This window comes from Streptomyces sp. NPDC002619 (assembly GCF_042889305.1).
Classification (GTDB): domain Bacteria; phylum Actinomycetota; class Actinomycetes; order Streptomycetales; family Streptomycetaceae; genus Streptomyces.
Map to the genome: position 1 here is coordinate 1 of NZ_JBIAQV010000004.1, position 23,199 is coordinate 23,199.

Sequence of the window (23,199 nt, forward strand, 5' to 3'; positions counted from 1 at the left end):
CGCCTGGGGCTACAGCGGCGCGTACTACCTGGCCGGCGGCATCGCCTTCCTCTCCGCCGTGCTCACCCTGTTCCTGCGGCAACCCGCAGCACCCACCACCGGGGGAGGGACCGCCCGGGCCGAAGACCGGCGGCCGCGCTGAGTCGTCCCCTGCCGAGGCGACCGGCTGAGCGATCCGAATCGGGGCCTTGTCTCAGTGCCCCATGAAGCGCGCGCGGGCGACTGAGCCCGGCTCGGGACAGCGGCAGTCACGCACCGGACGGCGCCGGGCTCGCACCCGGCCGGCGCGAGCCGGTGTCGTTACGACCCTCGCTTGAGAACAGACGCAAGGTGACGCGGTGTCTGCCGATGCAGGTCGACACCGTGGACACCACGATCCACCCCTCAGCGGCAGGAACAGAGGCTGTTGACAGCAGCAGAACAGGAGTAGCGATCATGGAAATGAAACTAGGGGGTTGCCGTGATGCCGGTCGCCGACGTCGACCGGGCCAAGACCTTCCACGGGGCCCTGGGGTGGCGGCCGGACGGCGACTTCGTCGTCGATGAGGACTTTCGCGTGGTGCAGTTCACCCCGCCCGGCTCCTCGTGCTCGATCATCTTCGGCACCGGTGTCAGCTCCGCAGCACCGGGCTCTGCCCAGGGCCTGTACCTGGTCGTGAGCAACATCGACGAGGCCCGAACCGAGCTCAGCGACGCGACACGTGCCCGCGCATCGCGCGCGGTGACGCCGGCCAAACGGTTGCGTCCCGGCCCCCGCCCCACACGGCCTCGACAGGAAAGACAGCACAAGGAAATGACCCAGCAGTTCGCAGGCGAGACAACCCTCGTCCACGCAGGCGGCAGCAGCATCGGCCGGGCGCCGGTATACGCCCTGGCCGCCGAGGGAGCCCCGGTGACGGTCAGCGGCCGTACGGCCGTGACCCGGAAGGGATCATCCCGACCGCGGGAAGCCGCCGGCGTCACCGACGACTCCAGGGTTGAAGTTGAAAGAGCCATCCAGGCCGCGACCGCAGAAGCCGGGCGTCTCGGCTTCTCCCTGATCAACGCCGCCGGCGGCGGAACGTTCCGAGCCGGCCGAGTTCACTGCACCGACGTACTGAGCAGCGTGATCGTCCTCCACGTGCCCGGCGTGTTTCTCCCCAACGGCCAGCACCGTGGGCGAGCAGCGGCGGCCGGTCTGCCGGACCTCTGGCGTCCCGGCCGAGGACAGCATCGCCGTCCTGCAGTTCCCAATGGCTCAGGAAGGCAGCAGTGAGCCCGAGCACCGTCCCGGGCCTGGCTTCCCTCCCGACACCGCACGAGAAAGAGACGCGCGTGAGCAGTCGTCGCATACAACGAGACGTCTTGCTGCATCAGGATCGACGCATCCCTGTCACTGATGGCACTGACTACGAGACCGCTGCTCGGCTGAACGCCGGCACGTTGAACGGCCCTCCCACCGCCGCGGCGGATCCAGCCGAACTCATCGTGCTCTTCCAGCGTGTGGCCATGCCGTTCATCGACCGGTTGTACGCGGCCGCGGTACAGATGACCCGCGACCGCCGCGATGCCGAGGACCTGATTCAGCAGACCTACCTCAGGGCTTTCGACGCCTTCGGGTCGTTGGCCTGGCAGACAGATCCTAGGATGTGGCTGTTCCGGGTCCTGGCCGACACCGCGCTCGATGTCCGTGGCGAGCGACAGCGCCCGGTGCGCTCAAGCTCTCCGACGCGACGCCCCATCGGCCGGTTGCCGGACACCGGACGCCCGACGTTGCATGTTCCCCAGACCGCCGAGGCGCAGGCTTTGGGCCGGCTGTCGGACCATGCGGTGAAAGTCGCGCTGCAGCGACTCCCGCGGAAGCTCGCGATCGTTGTATACCTGGCCTACGTTGAAGACTTCTCCCCCGTGGAGATCGCGGAGATCCTGAGCATCCCACCCAGCACCGCGAAATCCCGGTTGCACTACGGGCGACGGTGTCTGCAGGGGATGCTTACCGACGCCGCACGCCAGCGCGGGCTCCTGTCCCGCACGATCAATGGCTCTGTCGAAGGCTCGGTCGCGTCGTGAGGCGCTGCAATCCGTGCGCGGGTGTGAGGCCCGCACCGCCGTCTCGTCGCAACCAGACAGCGGATGCAGGGGCCCTGCGAGTCGGCTCAATCCGGTGGAGAGCAGCCCCGGCAACGGGACGCGCCGGAAGCGTTGTCCGCCTCTGCGCCTGGCGCGCCCGTCATGTGGTGTCCCGGGCTTTGCCAGGTCGTTCGCCACGTGTTTCGCCGCCGACCGGAGCCTCATCCCGCAGAGGTCTTCGTATCGCCCCCCGGATCGGCATCGCCGTGGCGGCCGTCATCGGCTACTTCGGCGTACGGGGCCTGACCGACAGCTCCCAAGACGAGGCGCTGCACAATGCAGCACACGTCGAGGCGGTCGAGCACGGCCTGCATTTCGACTGGGAGCCTTAGCAGAGCCGGAACCCCGCCAGCGGTATCAGCGCGGGCTGTCCGACGGCCATCGTGCTGAACCTGCTCTTCAACCACCTTCCCTCGAAGGCCGGTTCAGCCGCCGGCGCCCAGCCGGGCAGTCTGCCGGTCGACGGCGGCGAGGATGCCGTCGAGCAGCCCCGGGAAAAGGTCGTCCAGGTCGTCCCTGCGCAGGCCGTTCATCTTGGCCGTGCCCCGGTAGACCTGCCGGATGACGCCGCTCTCGCGCAGCACCCGGAAGTGGTGGGTGGTCGTCGACTTGGTGACCGGCAGGTCGAAGTACGAACAGGAGAGCTCGTCACCGTCGGCGGCGAGCTCTCTTACGATCCGCAGTCGCACCGGGTCGGAGAGCGCGTGCAGCACAGCCTCGAGCCGGATCTCGTCGCGCCCGGGGTGCGGAAGCTCGCGGCCTGTCGCGGCGGTACTGGTCACGGCGGCTCGCCTTCGTCCTGGAGCGCCTATTGTACGAAACACATCGTAGTTTGACACCCGCCGTACTACGATGTCTATCGTACGAGAGACCACCGGCCTCGTGACGACGAATGGAGTCCGCAGTGAGCGCACTCTTCGAGCCCTACACTCTGCGCGAACTGACCATCCCCAACCGGGTGTGGATGCCCCCGATGTGCCAGTACTCGGCCGAGCCGGAGGGCGCACAGGCGGGAGTGCCGCGCGACTGGCACGTCGCCCACTACGCGGCACGGGCGACGGGCGGCACCGGCCTGATCATCATGGAGGCTACCGCCGTCTCGCCCGAGGGCCGGATCTCGCCGTACGACCTGGGCATCTGGAACGACACCCAGGTCGAGGCCTTCCGCCGGATCACCGGCTTCCTGGCCGCGCACGGCACGGTGCCGGGAATCCAGCTCGGGCACGCCGGCCGCAAGGCCTCGACCGAGCGCCCCTGGATGGGCGGCGCCCCGGTCGGACCCGAGGCCCACGGCTGGCAGCCGCTGGCCCCGAGCCCGCTCGCCCACGCCGACGGCCACCCGGTGCCGGACGAGCTGACGGTGGATCAAATTCGCGAGATTGTCGGCCAGTTCGCGGACGCTGCCCGCCGCGCGCTCGCCGCGGGCTTCGAAGTCGCCGAGATCCACGGCGCCCACGGCTATCTGGTCAACGAGTTCCTCTCCCCGCACTCCAACCACCGCACCGACGCCTACGGCGGCTCGTACGAGAACCGCACACGCTTCGCCCTCGACGTCGTGGACGCCGTACGGGAGGTGTGGCCGGACGACAAGCCGCTGTTCTTCCGGATCTCCGCGACCGACTGGCTGGACGAGGGCGGCTGGACGGGGGACGACACCGTGCGCTTCGCGGCCGAACTGCACGCGCACGGCATCGACCTCCTCGACGTCTCCACCGGCGGCAACGTCTCCGGCGCCCGCATCGAGGTCGGCCCCGGCTATCAGGTCCCGTTCGCCGCCCGGGTCAAGGCCGAGACGCCGATGCCGGTGGCCGCCGTCGGCCTGATCACCGACGCCGGACAGGCGGCGAAGATCGTGGCCAACGGCGAGGCCGACGCGGTGCTGCTGGGCCGTGAGCTGCTGCGCAACCCGTCCTGGGCACGGCACGCGGCGCGGGAGCTGGGCGCGGACGTGGGGGTGCCGGTGCCGGACCAGTACGGCCGGGCCGGCTGAGCGTTCGGTCCGTCAGCGGCGGAACAACTCGGCCGACACGCCGTAGCCGCGCGGATCGAGGTGCAGCCAGTCGCCGTCCGTGAGGTCGGGCTGCAGCCGGTGCGGGTCGGCCGGGTCCCGTACCGCGCGGTCGAAGTCGATCACCGCGTCGAAGTGGCCGCGCGCGGATCCAGTCGTTCACCCGCTGCCGGGACGCCTCGCGCTCCCCCGCCGGGTCGTCGTACATGGTGTTGCCGCCGAAGGACAGCAGCGTCGCGCCGTGGACGCGGATGCCCAGGGCGTGGGCACGGACCACGATCTGTTCATAGGCCCCGGTCAGGTCGTCGGTGGTGCGGCGCTGCGCCTCGGGGGGTGGCGTCGGCGGTGCCGATGTCGTTGACGCCCTCGAAGACGATCAGGTAGGTGACGCCGCTGCGGGAAAAAACGTCGCGGTCCAGACGGGCCAGGACGTTGGGGCCGAGGCCGTCGTTGAGGACGCGGTTGCCGTCCGCGGCCTGGTTGAGGATCGCGACGTCCGCGGTGGCGGGGTGGGACCGGAGGCGGTCGAAGAGCTGGTCGGGCCGGCGGTCGTTGCCGTTGGTCGTGGAGCCGCGGCCGTCGGTCAGGGAGTCACCGAGGACGGCCACCGCCGCTCCGAAATGCCTGAACTCCAGGACCACGCGCGTGGAATCCCGGGCCCAGGCCGAGCGCATGCCTGCAGCCGCAGCCCCGGCCGGGCACGGAACAGCTCCCGCCGGAACCGAGATCCCCAAGCGCGGTGCCGGCCAGGCCATATGTCTGCTGTCAGTGGTGTTCCCAGAGGTTTGAGTCGGCCTCCAATGCTGCACGGTTCCAGCCGCCCAACTCGGCGGTCGCCTCGTAGGTGCAATGCAGAAATTCGCTCAGCACCCGGTCCGGATCGGCGGCGGTGGCAACCGCCTCATAGGGCAGCACGAACTCACCGCTCTCCCGCTGGTACGACGCCTCTGCGGGGCGGACCGGACAGTCGGCGAACCCGGCTGGTTCGGGATAGGCGTAGGCATAGAACGCGCCCTCCTTACCGCCGCCCGGCCAGAACCCGCAGCTGGACATCTCAGCTGAGTAGGCCTCCCTCGTCACCCTGTTCGGCAAGTTGGGGACACCGCCCGGGGGATGCGGCGGAGCGGGCCGTCCGGAGAAACGGGTGCAGGCCAGGTCCATCGACCCCCAGAAAACGTGCACTGGGCTGGCCTTGCCGACGAAACGGGACCGGAACTCCTCGAACGCCCGACTCGCCCACAGCAGTTGGCCCCAGAACAGCCGCGCCGCGTGCGGGTCGTAGGAGGCGTGCCGGTAGTCATCCGCGAACGGGATGGCCGGGTCCACCTCGTTCGGCCGCGGGTGTATGCGCGTCTGGATGCCCAGCTCGCCCAGCGCGCCCATGGTCTCGGCGTAGAACCGGGCTACCGGTTTGGGCTCCAGCGTCAGCACACGCCGGCTTCCGTTGTTGACACGAATGAGTAGCCGGTGGTCCACGAAGTCGAACTCGATATCGAACGCACCAGTTCGGTACGGGATCGCGGAAGTGGTCAACCCCCGCGGGGTGACGTAAAAGGTGACCTGCCACCAGTGGTTGACCATGGGTGCGTGGGCCAGTCGGATCTTGCCGACGATCTGGGTCCACATGTGCAGGGTGTCTCGGGTCTCGACCCAGTCCACGACCCGCAGCCGTGGCCAGATCTCGACCTGCTGTGACGTCCGCCAAGTCATCATGCCTCCTAAGGGCCTCGCTCGCTCGGTCAACTCGCGGTCTCCGGCGTCCTGGTCCGTAGGCCGCGCCGCGCCGGATCAGCCGGTGCGTGTTGACGGCGACCACACTGTCCTTGAGGCTGTCCCGAGGGTTGACGCGCCGGATGTGGGCGCCGTGTGGCACGTGTTGTCCGTGCGGATCGTCGTCGTAGAGGAAGTCGTTGTTGCGCGTCGGGTCGGCCGCCAGGTCGGGATCCTCCTTGTCGGGCGACAGGGCGAGCGGCGCACCGCTGCGCCAACGAATGACATCCCGCACGTAAGGCATGAATTCATCGCTGTAGGCGGCAGCGAAGAGCAACTGCTGATCGTTGTTGATCAGACATACGCGCAGATCGTGCACGGTGCCGAGCCGTCCCTCCCAATAGGGCGCCTCGATCTGTGCCTTCTTCGCCCGTTCACGGAAGACGGACGGACCGGTCGGCTGGATCACCGGCCCGACCAGCGTGAATTCTGCCCGGTTGCCGACCCGGCTGCCCACCTCCTCTGCCTGCTGTCGGGACTCCTGGGTGTGCCTGCCGATTTCCTCCGCAGTCACGTGCGGCGAGATCGGGTCGTAGGTGCTCGCGTCGAACATGGCGGTGACTTCCTTCACACGAAGACCTGGATGCAGGAGTGGGGGCCGGGGCGTCGCTTGCCTCCACCCTCCGTCGAGGCTGGCATGTCGGCACCATCGAGCTAGTTATCCCTTTAGTACCAATTTTCACCCTATTATCGTGTCGTGCGGCCAGTGGCCTTGTGGCTCACTCCTCCTGGCGTCGTTCTCATCCACCTGGAGGGAGTCCGGCAGCAGGAAGGGGCGGGCCATGAGTACGACACACGGGCCTGCTCCCCGGCGCCCAGCAGCCGGGCACATGACAGGCGCTCCGGGACAATGACCGGCAAGGTGGTCCGGGCCGAACAAGAGCTGCCGAAGGAAGGTCACCGACCCTGAATGCGTGATGCCGTCGAGGTCCCCTGTGGTCCGGCGCAGCATCGCCACGTGCTTCGAGTCCAGTGTGGGCGCTCAGTGACGGCACGCAATGGCTCCAACCGCTGCGGATCAGCCTCGTAAGGAGGTCCTCGGTTCCAGGCATGAGCTGGGCCGGCGGCCGTCGCGAGGTAGGTCGCGAACGCCACGCTCGCCGTACAAGTGAGCCCTGCCGGAGCCCGGCCATACTGAGCGTCCCCGCACGGCGCTCCGCATGGTCACCGCGTCAGTCCCGCCCCTCCCGCCGCCCGACCGATCCGGTGAGCTCGCGCTGGTAGTCCGCGTACGCGGCGCGCAGGTGTGTGCCCGGCCAGTCGGCAGGCAGGAGCTCGGCGGGCAGGACGGGATCGGTGAGCAGATGGCGGACGACCGCGGCGAAGGCGGTGAGCCGGTCGGCCGGGCGGTCGGCGCCGGCCACATGGGCCAGCAGGGCCCGGGATGTACCGGCCCAGGCGTCGAGCGGCCACAGTCCCGCGACCAGGTCACGCGGGGGCAGGCCCGGCCGGGCCGTGTAGGTCTGGGCGACGGGCTCCAGGTCGTCCGGCAGCGTGCGGCTCAGGTTGGCCGGCCGCAGCCAGACACCCTCCCTCAGTTCGGCCAGCCGCAGAGCGGTCAACCTGGCGCGCAGCTCTGCGCGTTCGGCGGGGCCGCGGCCCGTCGCCGTGATCACCACCATCTCCCAGTCGCCGTCCCACGCGCGCGTGCGCGGGTGCACCGCGTCGTCCTGGCGGCGCTGCCGGGCCAGCAGCCGTTCGCTGAGCCCGTAGACGGCGTCCGTGCGCCGCAGGTCACCGGCGGCCACCATGCGGCTGAGCGCGGCCCGCAGGGTGGAGCCGCCGACGCCGAAGGGCTCGACCAGCCGCACCAGATCCTTCACCGGCAACTCGGGCGGATGCGTGCCGAGCAGCAGGCTCAGCACGACCGACCGGGCGGACAGCGGCCGCAGGTCGACCTCGCCGGGCTGCACAGAGACGTTCATCCGCATGAGCCCGTACTCTACGTGCGCCTTCTTGTTGCATCATTGCTACGACCGTATGAATCATGCAACATAGCGGTATGACACCCACACCCGTGCAGCCGCCGTCCGCCACCCACGACGTCACCAACCAGGCCCCGCCGCTGGCCCCCTACGACGCATCCGAGGACGCCGCCCTCCTCGAGGGCCTGCGCCGGGAGGGCGCGGGCTGGGCCGAGGACAGTGTCCGGCGGCTCGGCCTGCGGGCCGGCAGCGCCCAGGCGCAAGAATGGGGCGAGCAGGCCAACCGCCACGAGCCGGAGCTGCGCACGCACGACCGGTACGGCAACCGGGTCGACGAGGTGGAGTTCCACCCGAGCTGGCACCATCTGATGCGGACCGCGGTCGCCGAGGGCCTGGCGGGCGCGCCGTGGGCGGACGACCGTCCCGGCGCCCATGTGGCGCGTACGGCGGGCGGGTTGGTGTGGGGGCACACGGAGTCGGGGCACGGCTGTCCGACGTCGATGACGTACGCCGCCGTGCCCGCGCTGCGCGCCCAGCCGGAGCTCGCGAAGGTCTACGAGCCGCTGCTGACGAGCCGGGAGTACGACCCGGAGCTGCGGGTGCCCACGGAGAAGCCCGGTCTTCTGGCCGGCATGGGCATGACCGAGAAGCAGGGCGGCTCCGACGTCCGGACGAACACCACCGCGGCCACGCCCACCGCCGAGCCCGGCGTGTACACGCTGCGCGGGCACAAGTGGTTCACCTCGGCGCCCATGTGCGACGTCTTCCTGGTGCTGGCGCAGGCTCCGGGCGGGCTGTCCTGCTTCCTGGTGCCGCGGGTTCTGCCGGACGGCAGCCGCAACACGTTCCGCATCCAGCGGCTGAAGGACAAGCTCGGCAACCGCTCGAACGCGTCCTCCGAGCCGGAGTTCGACGGGACCGTGGCCTGGCTGGTCGGTCCCGAGGGCCGGGGTGTGAAGACGATCATCGAGATGGTCAACTGCACCCGGCTGGACTGTGTGATGTCCTCGGCGACCCTGATGCGCAAGACCCTCGTCGAGGCGGGCCACCATGTGCGCCACCGCAGCGCGTTCGGTGCCCGATTGATCGACCAGCCGCTGATGCGCAACGTCCTGGCCGATCTGGCGCTGGAGTCCGAGGCCGCCACTACGCTCACCCTGCGGCTGGCCGGAGCGGCGGACCGGGCGGTGCGCGGGGACGCCGGCGAGCAGGCCTTCCGGCGGATCGCCACCGCCGTCGGCAAGTACTGGGTCACCAAGCGAGGCCCGGCCTTCACCGCGGAGGCCCTGGAGTGCCTGGGCGGCAACGGGTACGTGGAGGAGTCGGGCATGCCGCGCCACTACCGGGAGGCCCCTCTGCTGTCGATCTGGGAGGGCTCGGGGAACGTCAACGCGCTCGACGTGCTGCGGGCGCTCGGCCGTGACTCCGCCACCGCTCAGGCGCTGTTCGCCGAACTCGCCCTCGCACGCGGGGCGGACGCCCGGCTGGACGCGACGGTGGCCCGGCTGAAGGAGCGGCTGACCGAGGCCGACCAGGTGGGCGCACGCCGCCTGGTGGAGCTGATGGCCCTGGCGCTCCAGGCCTCCCTGCTGGTCCGGTACGCCCCGCCCGCGGTGGCGGACGCGTTCTGCGCGTCCCGGCTCGGCGGCGACTGGGGCCACTCGTTCGGCACCCTGCCGGGCGGGGCCGGCATCGACGCGATCCTGGAGCGGGCGCTGCCTGGCGCGAACTGATCCCTCTGCCTGGGGAACCCGAGGTCAGGGTCGTCTCCGTCGGTCCGGCACGCCGTACGTGGCCGATGTCGGCCGACGGATCGCACACAGTGCCCACTCGATTCCACTTCGTTGTCGGTGGCGTGGTGCACACTCGCGATGAGGGGGTACTCACCTGGGAGGACAACGTGTTCACGGGGATCGACGAGGTCGACTGGGCCTCGCTTCGGCATGCGTACGGCAGTGCGGAGGACGTGCCCGCGTTATTGAGGTGCCTCGCCTCCGCCGACCGGGCCGAACGGGAGGTCGCGCTCGACGAGTTGTACGGCTCGGTGCACCACCAGGGGAACGTGTACGACTCGACGCTCGCCTGTGTCCCCTTCCTGTTCTCACTCGTGGCCCGCGAGGAGGTGCCGGACCGGGGCGGCCTGGTCGAACTGCTGGCCAGCATCGGCACGGTGGGCGCGGACGGCGGCAGTACGCTGGCCGGTGCCGCGGTGCACGCCCGGGCCGAGGTCTTCGCCTCGCTCGCCGGGGACCCGGATCCCGGGGTGCGGCGCGCGGTGCCGGGCGCGCTGGTCCGGTTCCTCGACCAACCCGCGCGCGTGCTGGCCTTGTTGTGGCAGCGCGTCACGGTGGAGCGGGACGACCGGGTCCTGCTCGCGCTGACCGAGGCCCTCGGCCTGCTCGTCCGGCAGCATCCCGCGGACGCCGCCCCGGCGATCGGTCTCCTGACCGAGCACAGCGGCCCGCCGTACGGCCCGGGGCTCCGGCTGGCCGCGCTGGGCCAGCTCGCGCTGAGCGCACCCGAGCGGCTGCCGGACGACCTGGTGCCGACGGCGGTCCGGCTGCTCAGGGACCGCTCCGCGCACCGGCCGGACGTGCCGGTTCACCCCGAAACGGACACCCTCGTGGGGCGGATACGGCGGTTGCGACCCTCGGACGAGGAGGGCTCGCACCTGCTGCGCACCCTCCACAACGCGCTCGGCGACCGGGTGGGCGACCGGATCGCCCTGCTCACCGGGCAGTTGACCAGCCCGGACCCGATCGACCGGTGCAACGCCGCGTGGATGTCCGCGGGCCTGTTCCGCGGCTGGCGCGGCGATCATGCCGGACCCGTAGCGCTGATCGGTGCGCAACTGGGCGCCGAGGAGGACCAGTTGCGGGACGCGGCGGTCTCCGTTCTCGCGGAACTGTTCGAACTGGCCGCTCCCGCCGCCGACGCGCTCGACGCACTGCTCACCGCCCGGCCCGGGCTGCAGGTGCACCGGTGGGAGCGTGGGACGCCGACACTGGGCGGCGTGCTAAAGGCCCTGGCCAGGAGCGGCGATCCACGGGCCGTACCGGCACTGGCCGACGTGCTGGCCGGAGCGGTCGTCCCCGACGACCTGGGGCATGCCGTCGTCCACCTGGGCCCCGCCGCGGCCCCGCTCGCGCCCGCACTGCGCCGCCGGCTGGGACGGGTCGCGCCCGACGACCCCGATGCCGCCGACCGTGCCCTGCCGCTGCTGGCCGCACTCGCCGCCCTGGGTGACACGGAGGCTGCGCCGGAGGTGCTGCGACTGCTGCGCGGCACACGGGAGCCGGTGGTGGGGCAGGCGCTCCGGACGCTGGGTTCTCTGGGGACCGCTGTACGACCGGTCGCCCCGCTGGTACGGGACCTGCTGGACTCGCAGCACGCGATTGCGGCGGCGGACGCGCTGTGGTCGCTCGAAGGAGACGGGACGGTCGTACTTCCCGTGCTGCTGCGGGAGTTGGCGGGCGCACGGTCGGGGCACCGCGCGGCCGCCGACGCGCTGGCCCGGCTGGGCCCCGCGGCTCGGTCGGCGCTGCCCGGCCTGCACCGGATGACCGGCTCGGACCGGGTGCGGGAGCGGGTCTCGGCCGCATGTGCGCTGTGGCGGATCGGCGGCGACCCGGTCCCCGTCCTGCCGGTGTTCCGCGCCGCTTGGACGACGAGCCCACACACGCGCGGCCCGATCGCCCGCTGCCTCGCCGACATGGGGCCGGCGGGCGCGCCCCTGTGGGACCTGCTGAAGACGGAAGTCGCCTCCGTACGGCGGCACATGGCACGGCGGGGCGGGTTCGGGAGCCATGACATCCCGGAGGACGAAGGGCTGTTGCGGGTGTGCCGGGAGGTGCTGGTGAGACGATGAGGGCCAGATGTGGCGGGCGGGGTGCGGGGGGCACGGCCCTCACGTCGTCCGCCCCCACTGCGGTCCGAGACGTGCCCACTCCGCGTCCCAGCGGTCCATCCGCCGTCGTTCCAGTCGGCCGCGCAGGGCGAGGCCGGCGACGAAGGGGACGGTCGCCGCGCTCACGCCCACCAGGGCACCTACGAAGGCGGAGCGGAAGCGGGCCTGGTCCGCGGCGGTCGTTCGCGTCACCAGACGGCCCCGGGAGTCCGTCCAGACGGTGACCGGGGTGCCGGCCGCGCTGCCGGGCAGGACGCGGGCCTGGCCGGTGCGGGTGGAGCCGCCGGGCACGCTCCAGCGCACCTTCGCCCACACCCGGTCACCGCTCGGGGTGTTGGCGTCCGGGGCGGACGCACCCGGCGCCCGCTCGGTGACCCGGGCCACGACCGGGTGCCACTCGGCGCGTTGCCGGGCCAGCCCGTGCTCCACGGTCCGCGTCGCCGCAAGACCCGCCACCACCCCGGCGAGGACGGTGAGCAGCCAGGCGCCGAGCAGCACCCAGGCCTCCACCGTGTCGGCACGGCGCTTGAGCGGGTTGCGCCGCCAGCACCACAGCCACACCTTCGGACCACGGAACGCCTTCAACGGCTTCCTCCTCACGCGCACATCGACAGGCCGAACCGCACTCCCATACGGGAGAAGTCGCCTCCCTGCTCACGTCCTCGCTCACGTCCTTGCCACGGCGAGTCCGGTATTCGACGGTCGCACCAGCGGACCCGCCCGCGCAGGCTTATGCCGGGGCGGGCGGACCGCCTCCGCCCGCCGGGCTGAGCGCGACAGGCCGGCGGCACCGGCCTGACCTGCAATTAATGCGGTGCCGGGGGTGACTGTCAGTGGTGGGGTGCAGACTGGCCCGTGTCTGAGGACAACCTGTGACGAAGACGTCCCGGAGGTGATCGGCATGACCGAGGTACTGCTCGCCGTGGGCACCCGAAAGGGTCTGTTCATCGGGCGACGGCGAGGTGGCGCCTGGGAGTTCGACGAGACTCCCTACTTCAACGCACAGGCGATCTACTCGATCGCCATCGACACCCGCGGCGCCACCCCGCGGCTGCTGGCCGGCGGCGACAGCTCCCACTGGGGCCCGTCCGTGTTCCACTCCGACGACCTGGGCCGCACCTGGACCGAACCGGCCCAGGCCGCCGTCAAGTTCCCCAAGAACACCGGCGCTTCACTGGAGCGGGTCTGGCAGCTGCACCCGGCGGCGGCCGAACCGGACGTGATCTACGCGGGCACGGAACCGGCGGCCCTGTACCGCTCGGTGGACCGCGGGGAGAGCTTCGAGCTGGTCCGGCCCCTGTGGGAGCACCCCACGCGCTCGCAGTGGGTGCCGGGCGGCGGTGGCGAGGGGCTGCACACCGTCGTCACCGACCGGCGCGACCCCAAGGCGGTGACCGTCGCCGTCTCGACGGCCGGCGTGTTCCGCACGACGGACGGCGGTACGAGCTGGACCCCGTCCAACTCCGGCGTGTCCGCGGTGTTCCTCCCCGATCCGAACCCCGAGTTCGGCCAGTGCGTGCACAAGATCGCACAGGACGCGAGCAGCCCGGACCGGCTGTACCTGCAGAACCACTGGGGTGTGTACCGCAGCGACGACACGGGCGCGCACTGGACGGACATCGGCGACGGCCTGCCGTCCACGTTCGGCTTCGCGGTGGCGGCCCATCCGCGGCGTGGCGACACGGCGTACGTCTTCCCGATCAACGCCGACGCCGACCGGGTGCCCGCCGACCGTCGCTGCCGGGTCTTCCGCACGGCGGACGCGGGCAAGACCTGGGAGCCGTTGACGGCCGGCCTGCCGGCGGAGGACCACTACGGCACGGTGCTGCGCGACGCGCTGTGTACCGACGACGCGGACTCCGCGGGCGTGTACTTCGGCAACCGCAACGGCGAGGTGTTCGCGTCGGCCGACGACGGCGACAGCTGGCGGCAGTTGGCCTCCCATCTGCCGGACGTGCTCTGCGTACGGGCAGCGGTCGTCGCATGAGGGCAGGCTCCGGTCACGGGTTGATCAACGCCCCGCGTACGGCAGTAGGGTGACGCCCGTGGCACCACGACCCTTGCATGAAATCGTCGAACCGGGCTGGGCGAAGGCCCTGGAACCCGTGGCCGGACAGATCGCCTCGATGGGCGACTTCCTGCGCACGGAGATCGCCGCGGGACGCACCTACCTGCCGGCCGGGCCGAACGTCCTGCGGGCCTTCCAGCAGCCCTTCGACGAGGTACGGGTCCTGATCGTCGGTCAGGACCCGTATCCGACTCCGGGGCACGCGGTGGGCCTGTCGTTCTCGGTCCCGCCGGAGGTACGCCCGCTGCCGCCCAGCCTGATCAACATCTTCCAGGAGCTGAACACCGACCTGGGCCTGCCCCAGCCGTCCAACGGTGATCTGACGCCGTGGTCGCAGCAGGGCGTGCTGCTGCTCAACAGGGCGCTCACCACGGCCCCGCGCAGTCCGGCCGCGCACCGCGGCAAGGGCTGGGAGGAGGTCACCGAGCAGGCGATACGGGCCCTGGCCGGGCGCGGCAAACCGCTCGTGTCGATCCTGTGGGGCCGCGACGCCCGCAACCTCCGTCCGCTCCTGGGCAACCTGCCGGCCGTCGAGTCCGCCCATCCCTCACCCATGTCGGCCGACCGCGGCTTCTTCGGCTCCCGCCCGTTCAGCCGCGCCAACGACCTGCTGATCCAACAGGGGGGACAGCCGGTGGACTGGCGCCTGCCGTGACAGGTTTCTCAGGTGGCCGGCCGCGCCCGGACGACCCGGTCGTGGCCGGACGGTTCACCCTGCCAGGTGAGGAAGAAGTGCCCTACCTGATGACCATAAAGCGGGATTGACATTCTCGACCGCGAAGGGACCGGCAAATAGTCCTCCCTGTCCTGCCTTTGGCGTGAACTGCTACGGAATGGCAAGCCTCCCGCTTGCGATCCGTACGTAACTCATCGGACAAAACCGGACGGATACCGCTCGCCTGCACCCTCCCCGAACAGGGGAGCCCAGTGAGCCAGTAACATGCGGCGCCATGAGCTCCCCCACTGGGCCCGCGTCCGGCCTGCCAGTACGAATGCCGCGACCCCGCCAGTCCGGACGGCACCGCCGCCCCGAACCGCTGGTGGCTCCCGAGGGCGCGCCCGCGCTCGTCCTCGCGGTGCCGGGCACGCCCAGCGCCGCGACGCGCAGCCTCGCCGAGGAGGTCGTGAGCATCGCGCGCTCCGAGCTGCCCGGCCTGGACGCCCGGATCGGGTACCTGGACGGGGACGACGCGGAGTACCCCACGCTCCAGGCCGTCCTCGCGCACGCCGCCGGCGAGCGCACCGCCCGCTACGAGCAGGCCGTGGCCGCCGGTGCCGAGGCCAAGGAGCCGGACGGCCCCGTCGCCGTCGTCGTGCCGCTGCTCGCCGGTCCGGACAGCGCACTGCTGCGCCGGGTCCGCCAGGCCGTCATGGACAGCCGGATCGCCGCCGAGCTGACCGACGTCCTCGGCCCGCACCCGCTGCTGGCGGAGGCGCTGCACGTGCGCCTGTCCGAGGCGAGCCTGGCCCGCGCGGACCGCGCCCGCCTGTTCACCGTCGCGACCGCCGCGGACGGCATCATCCTGGCCTCCGTCGGCGGGGACGAGGCCGTGCAGGCCGCCGGGATCACCGGCATGCTGCTCGCCGCCCGCCTCGCCGTGCCGGTGATGGCCGCCGCCCTCGACCAGGACGGTGCGATCGCCTCCGTCGCCGAGCAGCTGCGTGCCTCGGGCTCGCAGCAGCTGGCGCTGGCGCCGTACCTGATCGGCCCCGAGATCGAGCCGGCCCTGCTGGAGGCGGCCGCCGCCGAGGTGGGCTGCGCCACCGCGGAGGCGCTGGGCGCGTACCCCGCGATCGGCAAGCTCGCCCTGGCCAAGTACACGACGGCGCTGGGCATCGCCCCGCCGCAGCAGCAGAGCACCCCGGTGCGCTGACGCGCCACGGCACCACCCGCACGACTCAGGGCCCGCTCCTCGCATGGGAGCGGGCCCTTGGCCCACGTGTTGGCGGGGCTCAGCCGAAGACGACGCAGGAGGCCGCGGGAACCTCCACCGAGCCGTCGTAGCGCGGCATGCCCGTCTCGGTGTCGATCGCGAACCAGGTCACGTTCCCGGAGCGCTCGTTGGCCGAGTAGAGGAAGCCGCCGCTCTCGGCGAGCGCGCGCGGCCACTCGCCGCCGCAGGGCACCGTGCCGGTCAGGCGGAGCGCCTCGCCCTCGACGGCGAACGCGGACAGGACGTCCTCACCGCGGGTCGCGGTCCATACGAAGCGGCCGTCGGGCGACACGACGACGCCGGACGGGTAGGCGTCACCGGCCGGCGCGTCCCGCAGGACGGGTGTCTCGGTCAGCGGTTTCAGGGAGCCACTCGTGGCGTCCCAGCGGCACACGGTGACGGTGGGGGTGAGTTCGTTGAGGACGTAGGCGTATCCGCCGTCCGGGTGAAAGGCGAGGTGGCGGGGGCCGGAGCCGGGGCGTAGGGCGATCTCGCGGTGCAGCGCGGGCGTGCCGCGGTCCAGGGTGCACACCCGTACCGAGTCGGTGCCGAGGTCGACGCTGACCGCCCAGCGGCCGCTGGGGTCGGGCTGCACCTGGTGGGCGTGCGGGCCGCGCTGGCGGCGCTCGTGCGGGCCGGAACCGCTGTGCTGGAGCAGCCCGGAAGGGGCTCCGTCGAGGGTGCCGTCGGCGCGGACGGGCACCGCGGTGACGCTGCCCGAGCCGTAGTTGGCCGTGAGTACGTGCCCGTCGTACAGGCTGAGGTGCGTGGGCCCGCTGGCGCCGATCGGCACCGGCGGCCCGGCGAGCTCCGGCCGGTCGCCATGAACGCGGTACGCGGCCACCGCCCCGTCGGCCGTCTCGCTGACCGTGTAGAGGGTGCCCCCGTCGGGCGAGAGCGCCAGGTAGGACGGGTCGGGAAGGCCGTCGACGCTGTCGCGCAGGGCCAGGCCGCCGCTTTCCGCGTGGACGGCGGCCGTCACGACACCGAGGCCGCCCGCCGCCGTGAACGACCCGATGAACGCCCTACGGCGCCTGCCGACGTCTGCCATCGGTGTCCCCTCTCGGTCCGTGCGGTTCCGGGGCCGACGGTAGCAGTCGATCTCCTGCGGTCTAGACCAAGTGGGTGAAGTCCCGCCGGGAGCCGGGGAACGCGTACTCAGGCGCCGACGAGCCGCGAGCCCGAGGAAGCGCGCAGGGGCTCGGCGAGGTCGGCCAGGGCGCGCTCGAGTCGGTGGAGGTGGGCGAGCGCGGGCTCGACGGGCGCTTCACCGGCCCAGGAGATGTGTTCGGAGCCCTCGGTGAGCGCCGCGACGGCCGCTTCGACGCGCCAGCAGGTGGCGGCGAGACGCGCGCCGTGGGAGGCCTCCGGGTCCGGCGGCGACCGCGACCAGACCGCGGATCTCACGGGCGCAGTGGTCAAGCAGGGCGAGGACCCGACGGGCGCGGCGCTTGCGGCCGAGCATCGGGTTCGGGGGGTGCACTAGCGGGGCGACGGAGAACCGTACCCGGCCCAGCAACTGCTCGAGTTCGGCCACGCGCGGCGCCGGATCGGCGGTCGGCGATCCGGCGGCGCGCGGCCGCCTCGGCCGTGCAGGCGTGGACACAGCGCGGCGGCCTCGGCGGTCGGCGATCCGGCGGCGCGCGGCCGCCTCGGCCGTGCAGGCGTGGACACAGCGCAGGGCGCGCTGGATCCAGGCATCGGTGGTGGTGCGGGTGGTGACGGGCAGCACGAACCCGGGCGTGGTGTGCACCCGCACGGAGGTCGCGCTGCGTGAGCGCGTCCCGCACCGGCTGCTGCCGCTGGTCGAATCGGTCGGCCGGGCGGCCCGTAGTGCTCTGCCGGACGTCGGCATGCGCCGCGTCGTGCTCCCGTACGTCACCGCCGCCACCCGTACGAACCAGTCCGGCCCGCCCGTCCCCGACCGGGCGCCCGGCCGCCGCACGCCCGGTCCACGTGCCCGAAGCCGCGGTCGAGTGGCCCGGTCACGACGAGCGCGGTGACGGCGTCCGTTCTTACGGTGAGCTCACCACTGCACGAGAAGGCGAGCCGCATGCCCACCTCCCGCATGACCGAGTTCGTGAACCCCGAGGCCGCATGACGACGGTCCAGGCGCCGCAGTCCGATCCCGTCGCGGACGACCGGCGCTGGAAGGCGCTCGCGGTCTGTCTGACAGCGGGCTTCATGACCCTGCTCGACACGTCGATCGTGAACGTGGCGCTGCCGTCGATGGAGCGGGGACTGCACGCCGCCCAGGCGGACCTGTCATTGGTGATCTCCGGGTACTCACTCACGTACGGCCTGGCCCTAGTGCCCGCGGGCCGGCTCGGCGACCTGCGCGGGCGCCGGGAGACCCTCCTGACCGGGATCGCGCTGTTCACCCTGGCGTCGGCGGCGTGCGGACTGGCGCCGACCGGTACATGGCTGGTGGTGTTCCGGCTGCTGCAGGGCATGGCGGGCGGCCTGATCGCGCCACAGAGCTCGGGGCTGATCCAGCAGATGTTCCAGGGCTCCGAGCGCGCCCGCGCCTTTGCCGCGTTCGCCAGTGTCGTCGCCGTTTCCACCGCCGTCGGCCCGCTGGCCGGCGGTCTGCTGATCCAGGCGTCCGGCAGCTGGCGCTGGGTGTTCTTCGTCAACCTGCCGGTCGGCCTCGCGGTGTTCGCCGCGGCGCTGCGGGTGGTGCCCGCGTCCGCGCCCCGGAAGGACTCGCGCGAGGGGTTCGACGTGCCGGGCGTGCTGCTGCTCGGCGCCGGGGCGCTGGCCCTGATGCTGCCCCTGGTGCAGGAACAGGCGTGGCCCGGGCGGCGCAAGTGGCTGCTGATCCCCGTCGCCGTCGCACTCCTCGTGGCGTTCTGGGTGTGGGAGCGGCGGCAGGGGCGGCTCCGGAAGGGGCCACTGGTGGATCTGCGGCTGTTCGCCCTGCGGTCGTTCACGCTCGGCGCGCTGCTGAGCATGGTGTATTTCGCCGGATTCACCTCGGTCTTCTTCCTGTACTCGCTGTTCCTGCAGAACAGCATGGGCTACAGCGCGCTGGCGGCCGGTGTCGCGGCGATGCCGTTCGCGGTCGGCTCGGCGGCCGCCGCGCTGGTCGGCGGGCGGCTGGTCGTCCGCTACGGCCGCGGTCTCGCGGTGTTCGGACTGTGCGGGGTGGGACTGGGACTGCTAGGCACCATCGCCGCCGTGCGGCTCGTGCCGGGTGACGGCATGGGGTGGGCCGCCGCGCTGCCGCTGCTCGTCGCCGGGATCGGCTCCGGGCTGACCGTCTCCCCCAACACCACACTGACGCTCGCACGGGTGCCGGTGCGGCGCGCCGGGGCCGCCGGAGGGATGCTGCAGACCGGTCAGCGGATCGGGTCGGCGTCGGGGATCGCCGCGGTCGGGGCGGTGTACTTCGCGCACATCGCCAACCACGGCCGCCCGTCCGGCGCGCTCCAGCTGGGCCTCGCGACGGCGTTGCTGTTCGTGGTGGCGGCGTTGGGCCTGGCGGTGGCGGACATGCAAGAGAGGTCGGACGTCATCCGGCGCTAGTTCCCAGGTCCTGTCGTCAAACTCCCGTCGTCCGCCCGGAGGTCGGGCCTTGCGGCGTCGTGGGGGTCCCCCCCGCTCGAGCGAAGCCGAGAGTGGGGGAGCGTGCTCTCGGCGTGCTGGGCTCTGGCCCTCGTACTGGATGTACGTGGGCCGGGGCCCGGTGCTGCGAGTGGGGGCACCTCCCACGCCCTTCAGGCAGTGGGGCAGCGTGCATGGCGTCTCGAGGCAGGCGGGAGTTTGACGACAGGGCCTAGGACCGGCGTCGGGGCTTGCCGCGCTTCGGGGCGCCGGCGCGGCCGCGGGGAGTGCGGCCCGTCGTCGACCTGCCCGCCGCCGGCTTTTGACGTGCTTCCGGGCGCTTGGGCTGGTCCTGCGGAGTGGTACGGCCGCGCGTGCTGTTGACCGTGCGTCCGCGCACGATGCCGATGAAGTCCTCGACCAGGTCGGTGGTGGCCTCCTCGGGCCAGGACAGGGCCACGCTCGACTGGGGAGCGTCCACGACCGTGCGGTAGGTGAGGTCCCGGCGGTGGTGGAGGCGGGCCAGCGACTGCGGGACAAGGAGGAGGCCCACGCCGGCCGCGACGAGCTCGATCGCGTCCGCCGTGGTCGCCGGGCGCTCGAAGGCGGGCTCCCCCGGAGGGGCGTCCCACTCGAAGACGTCGTCGAGGGGGTGGAGGACGACCTCGTCGGCGAGGTCGTCCAGCGTCACCTCGTCCGCCGCGGTGATCAGGTGGTCCTTGGGGACGACGACCACCGTCGTCTCGGTGTAGAGGGGGATCGCGCTGAAGAACGTACGATCGACCGGCAGCCGTACGAAACCCGCGTCCGCCCTGCCGTCGCGCAGCACCTCGGACGCTTCCGCCGGTGTCACCTGGACGAGGGTGAGCGGGATGTCGGGCAGGCGCTCGTGCCAGATCCGCACCCACTTGGCGGGCGTCACTCCGGGGACGTACGCGAGCCGGAACGACGGTGTTTCCTGCGAGCCTGTCACCAGGCCAGGTTACCGGCCGTGGTCGGACGTCCCGTACGCGGCCGATACCCTTGACCTCATGAAGTCGCAGCAGAGCACCCAGACGATGAAGCCCGCGACCGCGGCGAAGAAGCTGGGCGTGTACCTCCCCGCCACCCCCGCCGAGTTCCAGGAGGGTGTCGTCTCGCGTGCCGAGCTGAACGAGCTTCAGAACAACCCGCCCGAGTGGCTGCAGGAACTGCGACGCAACGGTCCGCACCCCCGCCCGGTGGTCGCGGCGCGGCTGGGCGTCTCCATCGCGGGCCTGGCGCGCGGCGGGGTCACCGAGCCGCTCACCACCGAGCAGATCGAGGCGCTGCGGCAGGAACAGCCCGAGTGGCTGGAGAAGGAGCGCGCCACCCAGGCCGAGGTCCGCAAGGAAGCGGACCGGATCAAGGACCTGAAGAAGGAGAAGGGCGCCCAGCAGGGCTGAGCCCAAGCCGGGCGCACCGTCTCAGCTGTCCGACGGCACCTTCAGCCGGTCCCAGCTGACCTTGCCGGGGATGCCGTCCGCGTCCTTGCCCTTGAAGCCCAGCTTGTGCTGCCAGGCGGTGTAGGACTTGCGGTCGGCCTCGGTCCATTCGGGGCTCGGCCCGCTCTCGTAGTGGCTGCAGCCCTCCGCGACCAGGCGGCGGCCCATGGCCGTGATCACGGGTGACTTCTGCCCGATGTGGAAGAAGCCGCTGCCCGGGAAGGGCGCGTACTTCGGCTTGGGCGCGGGCTTGTGCGGGTCTCCCGGGTCCTTGCCGCCGCCCTTTCCGGCCAGCCGGTCGGCGATCCGCTTGCGCATGCCGTCCATCGTGAAGCCGCGCGGGTCCTGCTTGCCCGGCTGCCACTCCTTGTGGCCGATGACGGAGCGCTCGGACCAGCCGTGGTGGCGGCAGATTGCGGCGGCGACCCTCTCGATGGCCTCCTTCTGCGCCTCGGGCCAGGGGTCCCTGCCGTCGCCGAGGTTGATGCACTCGAAGCCGTAGAAGTGCCGGTTGCCGTCGGTGTCGGCCTCGTTGTCGTGGGGCAGGGTCGTCTCGTCGACCACGGCGCGCAGGACGTCGCTGTCGCCGAGTCCCGCGTGGTTGGCGCGGCCGTTGCCGACGAGATGGACGTGGCCCTGCTTGTCGATGACGCCGTGGCACAGCGGGCCGGGCAGCCCGGAGTAGCCGTTGTAGCAGATGTTGACGGAGTTCTCGGTGCCCGAGGTGACGGTGTGGTGGATCATCACGCCGTTCACCGGGCCCCAGGGGCCCTTGGTGTTGCGGTTGTGGTGGCGCCAGTCGCGCACCTCGTGGACGGTCACGCCCTCCGCGCGCAGGATCTCCACCAGCTTCGACGCGCTCAGCGGCTGGGCCATCACTCGTCTCCTTCCGCGGCGGCCTCCGCCGCCGCCGTGGTCTGCGAACGGCCTCCGGAGGGGTCGGCCTCGGCCGCCTGTTCCTCCCGCGCGGCCCGGGCCTCGGCGGCCAGGGTGGCCTCGTCCGCGGCCGGGATGCTGCTGGCCAGCGGGCCGAAGGCGAGCCGCAGGTCCACGGCACTCTCCTCGCCCTTGACCAGGGCCAGCGGCGCGTAGTGCAAGGCGATGCCGGCCGGTTCGCGCAGCAGGGGGCGACGGGCCGGGTCGGTGGGCCACTCGACACCGCCGGTGGCGGTGCGGGCGGGGATCAGCCAGTGGTCGCCGGTGCGGTAGCCGCCGCCCTGGGCGAAGTAGATCTCCACGCCGTCCTCCAGGGGCAGCCACTCCCCCTCGGTGACGGGAACGGCGCCGCCCTTCAGCGCCGTCGTACGGCCCTTGCGCCTCGCGCCCTCGTGGTGGTCCCAGCGGCGCAGGAACGGGTGCAGGTGCGGCAGCCGTCCGACGCCCGGGGCGGGTTCGGCGGACAGGCGGACGCGGCGGCCGGGCAGGTCCAGTTCCTCGACCCGCAGCAGGGGCAGCGCCTCGCGGCGGGAGGCGTACGCGGTGTCCGTGAACTCGACGAAGTCACCGACGTCCAGGTCGAGTTTGTCGTCGACGCCGAGGGACGCCAGCTGCATCCAGGTGCCGTCGAGTTCGTCGACCGGGAAGACCACTGAACCGTTCTCGCGGGACCACTTGAACGTGGCGTTCTTCGCGTCGCCGCCCGCGTGGACCTCGACGCGGTACAGCTGGTTCTCCGGGCCGCGGTAGCGCGCGTCGGGGCGGACCAGGCACGGGTCGTCGTCGGCGTGCTCGGGCCGTTCGCTGCGTGCGGCGAGCCGTGCCGTGGCGGTGGATCGGCGCTGCGCCCAGCGGTCGAAGGCGGCCCGGACGACCTCCTTGGACGGCTCGGCATCCTCGATCTCCAGCTCGCCGAGGGACAGGGGCAGCACCTGCCAGACGACCTTGGCGCGGACGGCGGTGTCGGGCAACGCCGCGCCGAGGGCGACCTCGCGCAGGGCCGGGTCCTCGGCGGCGTTCACGGCGCGTTCCCAGACCTGGAGGTAGACGAGGAACGGCGACGGGGTGGGCGAGGGCAGCCGGTCGCCGGGCTTCTCCGGGTCGCGGAAGCCGTCGGGCTGGTCCCAGTAGTCCCAGTACGTCTTCGCGGGCGCCGGCTGCTCGTCCTCGGCGCCCTCGTCCGGTACCGGCGTGCCGGGCGCGGGGCGGTCGGCGTCGACCAGGATGCCGTCGACGTAGTAGCGGCCGCCATGGATGTACAGGGTGTCGATGTCGTGCTTGCCGCCCACGTACTCGATGCGGAAACCGGTGGCGTCGCGCGGGCCGCCGTGCCGGCCGATCAGGTCGGCGACGAGGATGCGCTCGCGGTGGAGCTGGATGGCGGCCTGTTCGTTGAGGTCGGCGTCGAGCTGGACGCGGCCCTGCTGGGCGACGACCGCGGAGTAGTGCCGCTCCGGACGGAAGGTGGAGCGGGAGAGATCGGCGTGCATGAAGGGGGTCCCCCTGGTTCGGAATTCTGCGGGTGGGTCGTAC

Annotated in this window: 20 protein-coding genes and 3 pseudogenes; 13 read left to right on the forward strand and 10 right to left on the reverse strand. The window is 71.9% G+C overall.

Going from position 1 to position 23,199, the window contains the following annotated elements; genetic code table 11:
• Positions 1–463 precede the first annotated feature (463 nt).
• The 3 genes from ACFYXB_RS09260 to ACFYXB_RS09270 all read left to right on the forward strand — a co-directional run bounded on the left by ACFYXB_RS09260 (position 464) and on the right by ACFYXB_RS09270 (position 2,441).
• Positions 464–1,255 carry a hypothetical protein gene (locus tag ACFYXB_RS09260; protein ID WP_389579574.1) on the forward strand — a complete coding sequence of 264 codons (792 nt, stop codon included), beginning with the start codon at positions 464–466 and terminating at the stop codon, positions 1,253–1,255.
• Between the two features lie 89 nt (positions 1,256–1,344).
• On the forward strand, positions 1,345–2,049 hold the full coding sequence (locus ACFYXB_RS09265) for a sigma-70 family RNA polymerase sigma factor (protein ID WP_389579576.1): 705 nt from the start codon (positions 1,345–1,347) through the stop codon (positions 2,047–2,049).
• Positions 2,050–2,315: 266 nt separating this feature from the next.
• Entirely contained in the window at positions 2,316–2,441 is a 126-nt protein-coding gene (locus tag ACFYXB_RS09270; RefSeq protein WP_389579579.1) for a hypothetical protein, read from the forward strand.
• 93 nt (positions 2,442–2,534) lie between these two features.
• On the opposite strand, the gene ACFYXB_RS09275 is transcribed toward ACFYXB_RS09270, so the two are convergent.
• Positions 2,535–2,891, reverse strand: a complete 357-nt coding sequence (locus ACFYXB_RS09275; RefSeq protein ID WP_389579581.1) for an ArsR/SmtB family transcription factor — start codon at positions 2,889–2,891, stop codon at positions 2,535–2,537.
• 122 nt (positions 2,892–3,013) lie between these two features.
• On the opposite strand from ACFYXB_RS09275, the gene ACFYXB_RS09280 reads away from it, so the two are divergent.
• Entirely contained in the window at positions 3,014–4,099 is a 1,086-nt protein-coding gene (locus ACFYXB_RS09280) for an NADH:flavin oxidoreductase/NADH oxidase (RefSeq protein ID WP_389579583.1), read from the forward strand.
• Between the two features lie 12 nt (positions 4,100–4,111).
• Here the strand turns inward: ACFYXB_RS09280 and ACFYXB_RS09285 are convergent.
• Positions 4,112–4,728, reverse strand: a pseudogene (locus ACFYXB_RS09285) (SGNH/GDSL hydrolase family protein); the annotation flags it as partial.
• 154 nt (positions 4,729–4,882) lie between these two features.
• On the reverse strand, positions 4,883–5,827 hold the full coding sequence (locus ACFYXB_RS09290; protein ID WP_389580230.1) for a DUF5996 family protein: 945 nt from the start codon (positions 5,825–5,827) through the stop codon (positions 4,883–4,885).
• A gap of 172 nt (positions 5,828–5,999) precedes the next feature.
• On the opposite strand from ACFYXB_RS09290, the gene ACFYXB_RS09295 reads away from it, so the two are divergent.
• Positions 6,000–6,545 (forward strand): hypothetical protein, encoded by a 546-nt coding sequence (locus ACFYXB_RS09295; protein WP_389579585.1) that lies wholly within the window; start codon positions 6,000–6,002, stop codon positions 6,543–6,545.
• Positions 6,546–7,059: 514 nt separating this feature from the next.
• Here ACFYXB_RS09295 and ACFYXB_RS09300 read toward each other — a convergent pair.
• Entirely contained in the window at positions 7,060–7,818 is a 759-nt protein-coding gene (locus tag ACFYXB_RS09300; RefSeq protein WP_351349355.1) for a PaaX family transcriptional regulator C-terminal domain-containing protein, read from the reverse strand.
• Between the two features lie 71 nt (positions 7,819–7,889).
• Here ACFYXB_RS09300 and ACFYXB_RS09305 point away from each other — a divergent pair, with 71 nt between their 5' ends.
• Positions 7,890–9,545: an acyl-CoA dehydrogenase family protein gene (locus ACFYXB_RS09305; RefSeq protein ID WP_389579588.1), complete on the forward strand. Its 1,656-nt coding sequence runs from the start codon at positions 7,890–7,892 to the stop codon at positions 9,543–9,545.
• Between the two features lie 167 nt (positions 9,546–9,712).
• Positions 9,713–11,680, forward strand: a complete 1,968-nt coding sequence (locus tag ACFYXB_RS09310; RefSeq protein ID WP_389580232.1) for a HEAT repeat domain-containing protein — start codon at positions 9,713–9,715, stop codon at positions 11,678–11,680.
• A 39-nt stretch (positions 11,681–11,719) separates the two neighbouring features.
• Here ACFYXB_RS09310 and ACFYXB_RS09315 read toward each other — a convergent pair whose 3' ends face one another.
• The gene (locus tag ACFYXB_RS09315) at positions 11,720–12,304 is read right to left on the reverse strand and encodes a hypothetical protein (protein WP_389579591.1); all 585 of its coding nucleotides are present in this window, start codon (positions 12,302–12,304) and stop codon (positions 11,720–11,722) included.
• Between the two features lie 316 nt (positions 12,305–12,620).
• Between ACFYXB_RS09315 and ACFYXB_RS09320 the strand changes: the two genes are divergently transcribed.
• The 3 genes from ACFYXB_RS09320 (at position 12,621) to ACFYXB_RS09330 (ending at position 15,661) form a co-directional block, all read left to right on the forward strand.
• Positions 12,621–13,706: a WD40/YVTN/BNR-like repeat-containing protein gene (locus tag ACFYXB_RS09320; RefSeq protein WP_389579594.1), complete on the forward strand. Its 1,086-nt coding sequence runs from the start codon at positions 12,621–12,623 to the stop codon at positions 13,704–13,706.
• Between the two features lie 58 nt (positions 13,707–13,764).
• On the forward strand, positions 13,765–14,442 hold the full coding sequence (locus tag ACFYXB_RS09325) for a uracil-DNA glycosylase (protein WP_389579597.1): 678 nt from the start codon (positions 13,765–13,767) through the stop codon (positions 14,440–14,442).
• Positions 14,443–14,737: 295 nt separating this feature from the next.
• Positions 14,738–15,661 carry a sirohydrochlorin chelatase gene (locus tag ACFYXB_RS09330; protein ID WP_388501848.1) on the forward strand — a complete coding sequence of 308 codons (924 nt, stop codon included), beginning with the start codon at positions 14,738–14,740 and terminating at the stop codon, positions 15,659–15,661.
• A 79-nt stretch (positions 15,662–15,740) separates the two neighbouring features.
• On the opposite strand, the gene ACFYXB_RS09335 is transcribed toward ACFYXB_RS09330, so the two are convergent.
• Both ACFYXB_RS09335 and ACFYXB_RS09340 read right to left on the reverse strand, forming a co-directional pair.
• On the reverse strand, positions 15,741–16,772 hold the full coding sequence (locus ACFYXB_RS09335) for a lactonase family protein (RefSeq protein ID WP_351349370.1): 1,032 nt from the start codon (positions 16,770–16,772) through the stop codon (positions 15,741–15,743).
• A 107-nt stretch (positions 16,773–16,879) separates the two neighbouring features.
• Positions 16,880–17,456 (reverse strand): annotated as a pseudogene (locus tag ACFYXB_RS09340) (hypothetical protein); the annotation flags it as partial.
• A 1-nt stretch (position 17,457) separates the two neighbouring features.
• On the opposite strand from ACFYXB_RS09340, the pseudogene ACFYXB_RS09345 reads away from it, so the two are divergent.
• Positions 17,458–17,553, forward strand: a pseudogene (locus ACFYXB_RS09345) (Lrp/AsnC family transcriptional regulator); the annotation flags it as partial.
• A gap of 265 nt (positions 17,554–17,818) precedes the next feature.
• Positions 17,819–19,249: an MFS transporter gene (locus ACFYXB_RS09350; RefSeq protein WP_389579601.1), complete on the forward strand. Its 1,431-nt coding sequence runs from the start codon at positions 17,819–17,821 to the stop codon at positions 19,247–19,249.
• A gap of 250 nt (positions 19,250–19,499) precedes the next feature.
• Here the strand turns inward: ACFYXB_RS09350 and ACFYXB_RS09355 are convergent, their stop codons facing one another.
• Positions 19,500–20,240, reverse strand: a complete 741-nt coding sequence (locus tag ACFYXB_RS09355; protein ID WP_389579603.1) for a LysR family substrate-binding domain-containing protein — start codon at positions 20,238–20,240, stop codon at positions 19,500–19,502.
• Positions 20,241–20,298: 58 nt separating this feature from the next.
• Between ACFYXB_RS09355 and ACFYXB_RS09360 the strand changes: the two genes are divergently transcribed.
• A complete protein-coding gene (locus tag ACFYXB_RS09360; protein WP_351349378.1) occupies positions 20,299–20,691 on the forward strand; it encodes a DUF5997 family protein in 393 nt (130 codons plus the stop codon).
• A gap of 21 nt (positions 20,692–20,712) precedes the next feature.
• Here ACFYXB_RS09360 and ACFYXB_RS09365 read toward each other — a convergent pair whose 3' ends face one another.
• Together ACFYXB_RS09365 and ACFYXB_RS09370 are read right to left on the reverse strand one after the other, a co-directional pair.
• A complete protein-coding gene (locus ACFYXB_RS09365) occupies positions 20,713–21,606 on the reverse strand; it encodes a peptidoglycan-binding protein (protein ID WP_389579606.1) in 894 nt (297 codons plus the stop codon).
• Positions 21,606–23,156 (reverse strand): DUF6519 domain-containing protein, encoded by a 1,551-nt coding sequence (locus ACFYXB_RS09370; RefSeq protein WP_389579609.1) that lies wholly within the window; start codon positions 23,154–23,156, stop codon positions 21,606–21,608. The genes ACFYXB_RS09365 and ACFYXB_RS09370 overlap by 1 nt, the downstream gene beginning before the upstream one ends.
• Positions 23,157–23,199: the final 43 nt, after the last annotated feature.